Annotated in this window: 9 protein-coding genes; 2 read left to right on the forward strand and 7 right to left on the reverse strand. The window is 71.0% G+C overall.

Going from position 1 to position 12,566, the window contains the following annotated elements; translation table 11 throughout:
- Window positions 1-48: 48 nt before the first annotated feature.
- The 5 genes from ACFV8H_RS03585 to ACFV8H_RS03605 form a co-directional block, all read right to left on the reverse strand.
- Window positions 49-1,068: a hypothetical protein gene (locus ACFV8H_RS03585; RefSeq protein ID WP_380396349.1), complete on the reverse strand. Its 1,020-nt coding sequence runs from the start codon at window positions 1,066-1,068 to the stop codon at window positions 49-51.
- Window positions 1,069-1,102: 34 nt separating this feature from the next.
- Window positions 1,103-1,735, reverse strand: a complete 633-nt coding sequence (locus tag ACFV8H_RS03590; protein WP_380396350.1) for a hypothetical protein — start codon at window positions 1,733-1,735, stop codon at window positions 1,103-1,105.
- Window positions 1,736-1,870: 135 nt separating this feature from the next.
- Window positions 1,871-3,205: an MFS transporter gene (locus ACFV8H_RS03595; RefSeq protein ID WP_380396351.1), complete on the reverse strand. Its 1,335-nt coding sequence runs from the start codon at window positions 3,203-3,205 to the stop codon at window positions 1,871-1,873.
- Between the two features lie 155 nt (window positions 3,206-3,360).
- Window positions 3,361-4,443: an inositol-3-phosphate synthase gene (locus ACFV8H_RS03600; protein WP_380396352.1), complete on the reverse strand. Its 1,083-nt coding sequence runs from the start codon at window positions 4,441-4,443 to the stop codon at window positions 3,361-3,363.
- A gap of 127 nt (window positions 4,444-4,570) precedes the next feature.
- On the reverse strand, window positions 4,571-5,287 hold the full coding sequence (locus tag ACFV8H_RS03605) for a PadR family transcriptional regulator (protein WP_380396353.1): 717 nt from the start codon (window positions 5,285-5,287) through the stop codon (window positions 4,571-4,573).
- A gap of 353 nt (window positions 5,288-5,640) precedes the next feature.
- Here ACFV8H_RS03605 and ACFV8H_RS03610 point away from each other — a divergent pair, with 353 nt between their 5' ends.
- Both ACFV8H_RS03610 and ACFV8H_RS03615 read left to right on the forward strand, forming a co-directional pair.
- On the forward strand, window positions 5,641-8,334 hold the full coding sequence (locus tag ACFV8H_RS03610; RefSeq protein WP_380396354.1) for a transglycosylase domain-containing protein: 2,694 nt from the start codon (window positions 5,641-5,643) through the stop codon (window positions 8,332-8,334).
- A gap of 179 nt (window positions 8,335-8,513) precedes the next feature.
- Window positions 8,514-10,097, forward strand: a complete 1,584-nt coding sequence (locus tag ACFV8H_RS03615; RefSeq protein ID WP_380396355.1) for a glycosyltransferase family 87 protein — start codon at window positions 8,514-8,516, stop codon at window positions 10,095-10,097.
- A 198-nt stretch (window positions 10,098-10,295) separates the two neighbouring features.
- Here the strand turns inward: ACFV8H_RS03615 and ACFV8H_RS03620 are convergent, their stop codons facing one another.
- A complete protein-coding gene (locus ACFV8H_RS03620) occupies window positions 10,296-11,330 on the reverse strand; it encodes an alanine racemase (protein ID WP_375882884.1) in 1,035 nt (344 codons plus the stop codon).
- 13 nt (window positions 11,331-11,343) lie between these two features.
- Entirely contained in the window at window positions 11,344-12,462 is a 1,119-nt protein-coding gene (locus ACFV8H_RS03625) for a lipid II:glycine glycyltransferase FemX (protein WP_375882883.1), read from the reverse strand.
- Between the last annotated feature and the right edge of the window lie 104 nt (window positions 12,463-12,566).

Here is a 12,566-nt window from a genome sequence, read left to right on the forward strand (position 1 = left end):
GGCGGTCACCATCCCCTCGGGGATGGTGACCGCCGCGCTCGCGTCCGGTCAGCCGTTGATGTGCTTGAGGCAGAGCACGTAGTTCAGCGCGGGGAGCTTGGTGTAGGTGCGGGTGTAGGTGCTGTCCGACTTCGGCTGCTTCTCGCAGGCCTTCTCGTCCGAGGTGGCGAAGTACTTGTAGACCACCTTGTACTGGGCCTTGGGGTCGGTGCAGGGCAGCACGGTGATCTTCGGGTGGTCGTCCGCGGTCGCGTTGCTGGAGTTCTCGTTGCGCAGGCAGTCGCCGATGCCCGCGCTGTCGACGTCGTCCTTGGCCGCCGGGGTCGCGGGCGGCGGCAGGGTGATGCTCGGCAGGGAGAAGGTGGGCACCGGGAGCGGCGGCGGCGGGGTGTAGCTGAACGTGGGCCGCGGCGACGGCGAGAAGGTGACCGTGCTGGTCGTCGTCGGCCCCGCGACGGGGCCGGAGTCCTGCTTCGGGCCGATCACGCCGGTGGCCAGCAGGACCCCGGTGACCAGCAGGGAGACCGGCACCAGCAGCATGGCGACGTGCGGACGGCTGCCCAGCGGGGCGCCCGGGTCCAGCTGCGGGCCGTGGGTGCCCGGCATGGGCGGCGGCAGCCGCTTGATCCGGTTGTGGGCGCCGAGGTTCATCAGCAGGGTGATCACGGTCAGGATCGGTGAGATCCAGCTCCACCAGCCCTGGACCAGCGTCCTGGCCGACATGTCGCGCACGGTGGCCGTGCCGCAGGTGCGGCAGAACGGGCCGTGCATCCGCAGCATCCGGAACGCGATCAGCAGGCCCTGGTGGCCGCGGACGGTGGCGCGTACGGCCGGGAAGCCGCCGCAGAAGCGGCAGTGCTCCCCGTCCATCGGGGCCGGCGGCGGGTAGCCGTAGCCGTAGCCGGGCGGCTGGGCGCCGTACGGCTGCTCCGGCGGGGGCGGGGCGCTCGGGTAGCCGTACCCGGGCGGGGGCGGCGGTGGCGGGGCGCCGTACGGGCCGCCGGCGTACGGGTTGCCGTCGCCGGGTGGCGGGCCGTAGGGCATCTGGGGCGGAGGCGGAGCGGACAAGGGATCCCCCCGGAACAAGGACGTGGTGGAAGGGTCAGGACTTCTTCACCGGCGGGTAGCCGGTGGTGGGGGTCAGGGGGCCGAGGCAGAGCACGTACCGCGTCTTGTTCCAGCGGCGGCCGCTCTTGCCCGAGACGGCGCTGGTGGTCTGCGGGGTCTGTCGGCAGCGGGTCACGTCGGTGGTGCCGGTGAACTTCGACAGCACCTTGTAATTCGCCTGGGAATCAGTGCACTTGACGATCTCGACGTCACGGGAGCCGCTCACCCGGACGCAGTCCCCGGGCTTGGCGCTGCTGACGTTCGGGCTGCTGAAGAAGTACGCGCCCGCGAGCACCACGCAGCCGCCGACCGCCCCGGCGATCCGCAGCTTGGCGCGGGCACCGCGCTTGGCGGGCGGCGCCGTGGGGGCCGCACCGGGCTGCGGGTAGCCGTACGGCCCGGCGGGCGGCTGCGGCCCGTACGGCGCCTGCCCGTGGGGCGGCTGGGGGTACGGCGGCTGGCCGTACGGGGGTTGGGGGCTCGGCGGCGGGCCGCCGTACGGGCCCGGGGCGTACGGCTGCTGGGCGGGCGGCCCGCCGTACGGCGCCTGGGCGTAGCCGGGTGGGGGCGGACCGAAGCCCGGCGCCGCGGGTGGCGGCGGCCCGTACGGACCGGTCGGTGTGCTCATCAGTTCGTCCCCCGAGACAGAGTGCTGTCCTTCCGACAGGTTTACGTACCTTAGCGACCGGGTCGGACGCAATCGGTCCGGTGGCCGCAACCGGAGTCCGGGACGAACCGGTTGCGGTTCCGGTACCGCGCGGTGTCAGTGGGCCTCGCCGGGCAGGGGGCCGGACCGCCGGGCGGCCCGCAGGTAGAACACCGCGGTCAGCCCGTACACCACCGCCACCCCGACCACCACCGTGACCGAGCGGCCGGACAGCGGCAGCACCAGGGCCGTCACCAGGGCGGCGGCCACGAAGGCGACGTTGAACAGCACGTCGTAGACGGCGAACACCCGGCCGCGGAACTCGTCCTCGACCGACTCCTGCACCACGGTGTCGGCGCAGATCTTGGTGCCCTGGGTGACCACCCCGAGCAGCAGCGCGGCGGCCAGGGTGGGCACCGGGGCGAAGAACAGGCCCAGCGCGGGGACGAAGACCACCGGGGCGAGCAGGCAGACCGTCATCCAGCCGGCCAGGCCGAGCCGGCGGGTGCACCAGGGGCTGACCACCGCGGCGACGAAGAACCCGGCGGCCGACAGCCCGACCGCCTGGCCGAGGGTGGCCAGCCCGGCCGCGCTGTCGGTCGGGGCGTTGAAGGTGTAGCGGGCGAGCATCACCACGACCACGATCAGCACGCCGTAGCAGAACCGGGCCGCCGTGACGGCGGCCAGCGCGTGCACGGCCGGGCGGCAGTCCCGCACCAGGTGGCGGACGGCGGAGCCGAGCCCGACGGCGGCCCCCACCAGCGCCTGGCCGAGCGCGGGGCGCTCGCCGTGCTGGTCCGGGCCGAGCAGGTCGCGGTCCATCCGGCGGGCGGCCAGCGCGGCCGAGAGGTAGAGCAGCGAGGCGACGGTGACCAGTGCGGCGTCCGCCTTCGGCCCGGGGGCCATCAGCTGGTGCAGCAGGAAGCCGATGCCCCCGCCCAGGGCGGCGGCGACGGTCCCGAGGGTGGGGGAGAGGGCGTTGGCGGTGACCAGCCGGTCCTGCTCGACCACCCGGGGCAGCGCGGCCGACAGCCCGGCCAGGATGAACCGGTTGAGCGCGGTGACCAGCAGGGCCGAGGCGAAGAACAGCCAGGTCGGTGCCTCGGCCAGGAGCAGCGCGCCGGTGCCCAGGCCCAGCCCGAAGCGGGCCAGGTTGCCGAAGTAGAGCACCTGGCGCCGGCGCCAGCGGTCCAGCAGCACCCCGGCGAACGGGCCGATCACCGAGAACGGCAGCAGCATCACGGCCAGCACCGAGGCGATGTCGGCGGGGGAGGACTGCTTCTCGGGGGAGAAGACCACGTAGGCGGCGAGTGAGACCTGGAAGACGCCGTCCGAGAGCTGGGAGAGCACCCGGGCGGTGAGTAGCCGGCGGAAGTCCCGGCCGCGGAGCAGACCGAGGAGCGTGGCGCGGTGCGCGGACTGGTGGGTGCTGCCGTTCTCGGTGATCGCCACCCGCCCAGGGTGCCACGGAACCGGGCACCGTTTCATGTGAAACATTCGCTGCGCGAACGTGAAGGGCTCACGACCGGATGATCGTGAGCCCTTCTGGCGCGTTACGAGCGGTCAGCTCGGCGCCCGGTGTCCTACGGTCGCGAACCGAGCTGTGCTCAGCGCTCGACCTCGCCGCGGATGAACTTCTCGACGTTCTCCTTGGCCTCGTCGTCGAAGTACTGGACCGGCGGGGACTTCATGAAGTACGAGGAGGCCGACAGGATCGGGCCGCCGATGCCGCGGTCCTTGGCGATCTTCGCGGCGCGGACGGCGTCGATGATGACACCAGCCGAGTTCGGGGAGTCCCAGACCTCGAGCTTGTACTCCAGGTTCAGCGGGACGTCGCCGAACGCGCGACCCTCCAGGCGGACGTAGGCCCACTTGCGGTCGTCCAGCCAGGCCACGTAGTCCGAGGGACCGATGTGGACGTTCTTGGCGCCCAGCTCGCGGTCGCGGATCTGCGAGGTGACGGCCTGGGTCTTGGAGATCTTCTTGGACTCCAGGCGCTCGCGCTCGAGCATGTTCTTGAAGTCCATGTTGCCGCCGACGTTCAGCTGCATGGTGCGCTCGAGGATGACACCGCGGTCCTCGAACAGCTTGGCCATCACGCGGTGCGTGATGGTGGCGCCGACCTGGGACTTGATGTCGTCACCGACGATCGGCACGCCGGCCTCGGTGAACTTGTCCGCCCACTCCTTGGTGCCCGCGATGAACACCGGCAGGGCGTTCACGAAGGCGACCTTGGCGTCGATGGCGCACTGGGCGTAGAACTTGGCGGCCTTCTCGGAGCCGACGGGCAGGTAGCAGACCAGGACGTCGACCTGCTGGTCCTTGAGGATCTGGACGACGTCGACCGGGGTCTCGTCCGACTCCTCGATGGTCTCCAGGTAGTACTTGCCCAGACCGTCGAGGGTGTGGCCGCGCTGGACGGTCACGCCGGTCGGCGGGACGTCGCAGATCTTGATGGTGTTGTTCTCGCTGCTGCCGATGGCGTCGGCCAGGTCGAAGCCGACCTTCTTGGCGTCGACGTCGAAGGCGGCGACGAACTCCACGTCACGGACGTGGTAGTCACCGAACTGGACGTGCATCAGCCCGGGGACCCTGCCGGCCGGGTCGGCGTCCTTGTAGTACTCGACACCCTGCACCAGCGACGCGGCGCAGTTGCCCACGCCCACGATGGCTACGCGAACCGAACCCATTCCGGTTGCTCCCTCTGATCTCATGAGGGCCGTCGGAACAGACGGCACTCGTCCTGCTTCTTCGAATGACTGCTTGTACGGGCGCGAGGCGCCCACTCCTGCCGCGCGGCACAGGGCTGACGCGGCGTCAGCGCTCCTGGGCGGAGCGCCCCGGGCGGTCGTACGGTGGCCCGGACGGGTCGGAGGACCCGGTCTCCTGGCCACGGCCGTCCGAAGTCGTGTGGGGTACGGCGGTGGTTCCGGCGGTCCCGGTGGGGGCGCCGGTGGCGGGCCCGGTCCGGCCGGTGCGGTTGGCCCGCTCGGTCTCGATCAGCTCGTTGAGCCACCGGACCTCGCGTTCCACCGACTCCAGGCCGTGCCGCTGGAGTTCGACGGTGTAGTCGTCGAACCGTTCGCGGGCGCGGGCCAGCGAGTTGCGCATCCGCTCCAGGCGCTCCTCCAGCCGGCTGCGGCGGCCTTCCAGGACGCGCATCCGGACGGCCCGGTCGGTCTGACCGAAGAAGGCGAAGTGGACGCCGAAGCGCTCGTCCTCCCAGGCCTCCGGGCCGGAGTCGGCGAGCAGCTCCTCGAAGCGCTGCTTGCCCTCGGGGGAGAGCCGGTAGACGATCTTCGACCGCTTGCCGTTGAGCGCGGTGGCCGGGACGTACTCGACGTCCGGGTTGTCCTCGACCAGGAAGCCCTGGGCGACCAGGCTCTTCAAGCACGGGTAGAGCGTTCCGTAGGAGAGCGCCCGCAGTGCCCCGAGCAGGATGTTGAGCCGTTTGCGCAGTTCGTAGCCGTGCATCGGGGCGTCGTGGAGCAGCCCGAGAACGGCGAACTCCAGCACTCCTGAGCGCCTGCCCACTGCCGTCGTCCTCCTCCCTCTCGACCCTCGCTCCGGCCGTTGCCTCGGCGGTATACCGCTTCGATGTATCGGCTCGATATATCGAGAACAGTAAACCCGACCCCCGGAACGAGCAAGGGGGGCACGCGTGAATGTGATCACAAGCCGACGCGCGGGTGGGGTTGGCAACGGCCGTGTAATGATCTGCTGCCGTTTTGCGGGCATTGGCACCTGATGCCCGATTAGGAAGGTTTTCCCGCTGCGTACGCTGTCGCGTGTGCACGAGGACCAACCTCCGGGGTTAGGGCGGTCCGGGCATCGGACAGGAACCCTGCCTTCAGGCCGACCGGGCCTGGCGAGGAGCGGCTGGAAACATGAGCGAGCGACGGCGAAGGACGCCCAATTCGGGCGGTGACGGGCAGCAGCCGCCGGGAGGCGGCGGCCGTCGGGGCGGCCCCGGCCCCGACGAACTGGGCTCGGAAGGCGTCGGCCGTCGACGTCCGCCCGGTGTCCGGGAGACCGCCCAGCAACCCCGGATGGGCCGCGCCGAGATGCGCAAGGCCTCCCAGAAGAAGGGGAAGGGCGGTGGCCGGCGCGGTGCCGCCGCCGCCTCCGCCGCCGCTGCGGCCGGCCCCGGCAAGAAGCGCTTCATCGACTACCCGCGGTTCGGCAAGACCGGCTTCCGGCGCTGGCTGCCGTCCTGGAAGCTGGTCTCCAGCGTCTTCCTGGTGTGCTTCGCCGCCTGCGTGGGCGTCGTGTTCTACCTGTACCAGACCACGACGGTGCCCCAGCTCAAGGACCTGGTGAAGGACCAGAACACCATCTACTACTGGGCCGACAACACGGAGATGACCCGCAAGGGCGAGACCAACCGTCAGATCGTCGAGCTCAACGACATCAACCCCACCCTGCAGAACGCCGTCATCTCGGCGGAGAACGAGACCTTCCGCACCGACAGCGGCATCGACCCCAAGGGCATGCTGCGCGCCGTCTACAACATGGCGAAGGGCGGCGAGACCCAGGGCGCCTCGACGATCACCCAGCAGTACGTCAAGAACGCCTACCTGAGCCAGGAACAGACCATCAGCCGCAAGCTGAGGGAGTTCTTCATCACGCTCAAGCTCAACCAGCAGACCAGCAAGGAGGACATCCTCAAGGGGTACCTCAACACCAGCTGGTTCGGCCGCAACGCCAACGGCGCCCAGGCCGCGGCGCAGGCGTACTACGGGGTCAACGCCAAGGACCTGAACCTCTGCCAGAGTGCCATGCTCGCCGGGCTGTTGAAGGGTGCCAACTACTACGACCCCTCCAAGCCGGCCAACCACGACCGCGCGGTGGAGCGCTGGAAGTGGATCCTGGACCGGATGGTGACCACCCACAACGCCACCGCGGAGGAGCGGGCGAAGTGCACCACCTTCCCCGAGCCGATCGCGTTGAAGGCCAGCTCCAACATGAACGGTGAGATCAGCTACCTGGTCGACACCGCCAACCAGTACGTGATGACCACCGACAAGTCGATCACCCAGCAGATGCTCGACAAGGGTGGTCTGAAGATCTACACCACCTTCGAGAAGGACAAGGTCGACGCCCTCAAGAAGGCCGTCGACGACGTCAAGGGCGAGAACCTCGACCCGCAGAAGCGGCCCAACAACGACACCTTCGTCCAGTTCGGCGCCGCCAGCATCAAGCCCGGGGACGGCGCGATGGTCGCCATCTACGGCGGCGACGGCGTGGAGAACGGCCACTTCGACAACAACGCCAACGCCGGCGGTGTCCAGGTCGGCTCGACCTTCAAGCCCTTCGTCCTGGCCACCGCGATGCAGACCGGTGTGCAGACCGCGAAGGACACCGACGGCAAGCCGAAGCGGATCAACGCGGACAGCCGCTACCTGGCCGACGACATGTCCGAGATCCGCAAGCCCGACGGCTCGCTGGTGATCGGCGACGACGGCAAGCCCTACCGGCAGAAGAACGAGGACGCCGGCAAGCGCGGCTACGTCTCGCTGCGGCAGGCCATGCAGTTCTCGTACAACGTGCCCTTCGTCCAGCTCAACCAGGACGTCGGCGGCCCCGCCGTGGCCGACATGGCCGTGCAGATGGGCATCAAGCGGGAGAGCCTGGCCGACCCGAAGACCGCGACCTTCCCGCTCGGCACCTCGACCATCAGCCCGATCCGGATGGCCACCGGCTACGGCACCCTGGCCGCCAGCGGCAAGGAGGCCGAGCCCTACTCGGTCACCAAGGTCGAGGTGGACGGCAAGGAGCGCCCGGGCTTCGGCAAGAAGGACGCCAAGGTCGCGCTGGAGCCGGCCGTCGCGGACAACGTCACCGACGTGCTGGTGAACGTGGCCAAGAACGGTACTGGTACCAAGACCAACACCCTGGGCCGCCCGGTGGCCGGCAAGACCGGTACCACCGACCAGAACAAGTCGGCCTGGTGGGTCGGCTACACCCCGCAGCTGGTGACCAGCGTGGCGATGTGGCGCGAGGACCCGAACAAGCACGACCGGGAGTCCCTCAACGGCACCGGCGGCAAGGAGTCCATCCACGGTGGTGACATCCCCACCGACATCTTCACCCGGTACATGAAGGCCGCCCTGGCCAACGAGAAGAAGGTGGACTTCCCGACCCCGCAGCCGGTCGGCACCGAGGTGGACTCCTCCGGCGCGCCGTCCACGGCCACCATGACGCCCTCCCAGACCCCGACCACCACCCCGCCGACCACGGTGGAGACCCAGCAGCCGACCCAGCAGCCCAACCAGCCGCAGCCCCCGCAGCCCACCCAGGGCAGCGGCTGCGTGCCGACCATCGACTGCCCGCCGACCGCGCCGCCGACCCAGACCCACAAGCCGAAGCCGACGGACACCCCCTGCAACCTGATCCTCGGTTGCCCGTCGACGCCGCCGGCCGGTGGCAACGGCGGTGCCGGCAACGGCGGTGCCGGCAACGGTGGCACCGGCGGAAAGCCGAGCCCGAGCAGCACCGGCGGCGCCGGTGGTGCCGGCGGTGCCGGCGGTGCCGGCGGTGGCGGCGGCCTGCAAGGCGGTGGCGCAGCGGCCGGGCAGTAGCCCGGTCCGACCGGCCGACCGGTCCGACCGGTGAGAAGCCGACAACGGCGGTGGCGGTCCTCCTCGGAGGGCCGCCACCGCCGTTTCGTCACGATTCGCCGCACGCGCCCCGTCCGTACCGCTGGACCACCGCAGGGTCCTCCTCGTCCCGGCGCATCCGGTGCGGCAGGATGTCCGGCATGACGTCGAGCGATCGTGACGAAACCGGCGGCCCGGACGGGCCCGGCGCCGCCGCAGGGCCCACCCCGGCGGCCGTCGCCACGGCCGTGCCGGCGGCCGACACCGTGGTCGTCCCGGCGGACGAGGACCGGGTGGCGGCGGCCGGCAGCGAGGTGTTCGGCGGCCCGCCCGGCCGGCGGGCGCTGCTCGGCGTCTCCTGGTGGATCCCGGTGCGGGTGCTGGCCCTGGTGGTGATCGTGGTCTCCGCGCTCGGCATGGTGCACAACCTGCCCTGCTACGACCAGGCCTGGTTCCAGCCGGGCTCGCCGCAGTACATCCACGCCTGCTACAGCGACGTCCCGCACCTGTTCTCCGGCCGCGGCTTCGCGGCCGGGCTGCACCCGTACGTGGACCGCATCCCCGGTACCACGGGGGACCTCCAGTACCTGGAGTACCCGGTGCTGACCGGCCTGTTCATGCAGGTCGCGGCCTGGCTGACGCCCGGCGGCGGCACCGAGCAGGCCCAGGAGCAGTGGTTCTGGGCGATCAACGCCGGGCTGCTGATGGCCTGTGCGGTGGTCGCCGCGGTCGCGCTCTCGCGCACCCACCGCCGCCGCCCCTGGGACGCGATGCTGTTCGCGCTCTCGCCGGTCCTGCTGCTCAACGGCACGATCAACTGGGACCTGCTCGCGGTCGCCCTGGCCGCCGTGGCGATGGCCTGGTGGTCCGGCTCCCGGCCCGGCTGGGCCGGGGTCTTCATCGGCCTGGCCACCGCTGCGAAGCTCTACCCGCTGCTGCTGATCGGCCCGCTGCTGGTGCTCTGCTGGCGGGCGGGCAAGTGGCGCGAGTTCCGGCTGCTGCTCGGCGGCGCGGTCGGGGCCTGGCTGGTGGTCAACCTGCCGATCATGCTGGCCAACTGGCAGGGCTGGTCGACCTTCTACGTGTTCAGCAAGCACCGCGGCGAGGACTACGGCTCGTTCTGGCTGATCCTGATGCAGCAGCGCGGCGTGGGGCTGGCCGACCTCGACCTCTACATCGGCGTGCTGATGGTGCTGGGCTGCGCGGCCATAGCGTGGCTCGGCCTCTCGGCGCCGCGCCGGCCGCGGTTCGCGCAGCTGGCCTTCCTGGTGGTCGCGCTGTTCGTGCTGGTCAACAAGGTGTACTCGCCGCAGTACGCGCTCTGGCTGCTGCCGCTCGCGGCGCTGGCCAGGCCGCGCTGGCGCGACCTGCTGGTCTGGCAGGCCTGCGAGGTGCTGTACACCCTGGGCATCTGGTCCCACCTGGGCTTCGTCACAGGGCCCAAGCAGCACGGCATCGGCGAGCCCTGGTACCACTTCGCGATCGCGCTGCACCTGCTCGGCACGCTCTACCTGGTCGTGCTGGTGGTCCGGGACGCCCTCTACCCGGACCGCGACCCGGTCCGCTGGGACGGCACCGACGACCCCTCCGGCGGGGTGCTGGACGGCGCGCCGGACGTGGTGACCCTGGGCGCCGCCCGGCGGCTGGAGGAGGAGCGGAGCTACGCCGGATACGCGCCGGCCGGCTCCTTCGAGCAGTGGCTGGAGGAGCCACCGGCGAAGGAACCGGCCGACGGGAAGGCGTAGCGGCCCCCAGCGGCCCGTAGCGGCCGCCGGCGGCTCCTGCCCTGTCCGGCCGATCTTGCCGGGCCCGCGACGCCGGGCATCCCGCCTGGCCGCACGCCCGAATCGCCCGAGTACACCCAGTACGAGGACGATCCGGGCGCACGCCCAGCCGGGCGCCCACCGCCGCGGGCTGATCCGACAAGATCGACCGGACAGGGCCTAGCGGTCCACCACCCGGTCGAAGTGGGTGGTGGTGTGCCGGACCTGGAGGCCCAGCTCCTCGCCGATCGCGGGGGGCGCGGTCTCGCCGTCCAGGAACAGCAGTGAGACCTGCATGTGCGGCGGCTCGGCGAACCAGAGCTGCTTGCCCGCCCAGTGGAACGGCGACTTGGTCTTGTTGACCGTCGCCAGACCGGCCCGGGCGATGCCCTTGGCGCGGGCGCCCATGCTGGCCACGTACTTGGGCGCCTCCAGGCCGATGCCGTGCGCGGTGCCGCCGGCGACCACCAGGATGTGGCCGTCGGTGGGCGCCGGGTGCTGGCGGTAGCCGTAGCGCTCGCCCTTCTTCAAGGGGGTGACGTCCAGGACCGTGGCCCGGACCTCCAGCGCGCCGTGGTCGCCCAGCCAGAGCCGGGTGCCGATCCGGGCCCGGAACACGGTGCCCGGGTAGCGCTGGGCCAGCTGTTCCATCCCGGCCGCGCCCAGGTGGCTGACGAAGACGGTGTGCACCGGGATGCCGGCCGCCAGCGCGGTGTCCACCCAGTACACGACCTCCTCGACCGGGCTGGAGCCGTCCGGCCGGTCCATCGGCAGGTGCAGGGCGAGGCCCTCGAAGGAGACGCCGTCCAGCTCGGCGGCGACGGTGCGCAGGTCGGCGGCGCTCACGCCGTGCCGGCGCATGGTGGTCATGCACTCCAGCACCACCCGGGCGCCGTGCAGCGAGCGCAGCGCGTCCACGCTGGCCACCGTGCGGATCACCCGGGAGTGCGGCAGCGGGAGCACCTCCTCGCCGACCCGGTAGGGCGTGAGCACCAGCAGCTCGCCGCCGTACCACTCGGCGGCGTCGGCCGCCTCGTACGCGGTGCCGACGGCCAGCACACCGGTGCCGAGCAGGGTCGCCTCCTCGGCCAGCCGGTGGTTGCCCAGGCCGTAGCCGTTCCCCTTGGCGACGGGCACCAGGCCGGGGAACTCGGCGAGGACGGAGCGCTGGTGGGCGCGCCAGCGTTCGGTCTCGAGGTAGAGCGACAGCGTCATCGGGGCAGCCTCCTCAGCGGCGGGACATGTAGAGGTCGAGGGCCTTGTGCAGCAGCTTGTTCAGCGGGAAGTCCCACTCGCCGAGGTACTCGGCCGCCTGGCCGCCGGTGCCGACCTTGAACTGGATCAGACCGAACAGGTGGTCGTTCTCGTCCAGGGTGTCGCTGATGCCGCGCAGGTCGTACACGCCGCCGCCGAGGGCGTAGGCGTCGCGCATCATCCGCCACTGGATCGCGTTGGACGGCTTGACCTCGCGCTTGTGGTTGGCCGAGGCGCCGTAGGAGTACCAGACGTGCTCGCCGACCACCAGCATCGTGGTCGCGGCCAGCGGCTCGCCCTCGTGGTAGGCGATGTAGAGCCGCATCCGGTTCTGGTCCTCGGCGGTGAGGGCCTGCCACATCCGCTGGAAGTAGGACAGCGGGCGTGGGGTGAACTTGTCGCGCTCGGCGGTGACCAGGTAGAGCTGGTGGAAGATCGGCAGCTCGTCGTAGCCGCCCTGGTACACCTCGACGCCGCTCTTCTCGGCCTTCTTGATGTTGCGGCGCCAGAGCTGGTTGAAGTTCTTGTGGATGTCGTCCAGCGAGCGGTTGGCCAGCGGCACCTGGAAGACGTAGCGCGGCTGGACGTCGCCGAAGCCGGCCCCGCCGTCGTCGCCCTGCAGCCAGCCGGCCTTGCGCAGCCGGTCGGCCACCTCGAAGGCGCGGGCCTCGTACCAGTCGGCCTCGACGTCGCGCAGGCGCTTGGCCTGCTTGGCGGCGATGGCCTCCTTGATGGTGGGGGCGTTCCAGCGGCGGATGACGATCGGCGGGCCCATCTTCACCGAGAACGCGCCCTGCGACTTCAGGTGGGCGAGCATCGGGGAGAGCCAGCGGTCGAGGTCCCGGTCGAACCAGTCGATGACCGGGCCCTCGGGCAGGTAGGCGAGGTAGCGCTTGACCTTCGGCAGCTGGCGGTAGAGCACCAGGCCCGCGCCGACCAGCTGGTCGGCCTCGTCGAACCAGCCGATCGACTCCGAGCGCCACTCGGCCTTCACGTCGCCCCAGGACGGCACCTGCATGTGACTCGCCGAGGCGCGGCTCCTGATGAAGGCGAGGTGCTCCTCGCGGGTGATCGTCCTCAGGCGCAGGCTCATTGCTCGGTGCTCCTCGTCGGTCGGGCTGCGGTGGGCCCAGGTTCTCGGGCTCGACCCTATCGTCCGGGGCCCGGCGGCCCGGCGCTGCGGGCACGACGGCGCCC

Origin of the sequence: Kitasatospora sp. NPDC059827 (genome assembly GCF_042731675.1) — a bacterium.
Classification (GTDB): Bacteria; Actinomycetota; Actinomycetes; order Streptomycetales; family Streptomycetaceae; genus Kitasatospora.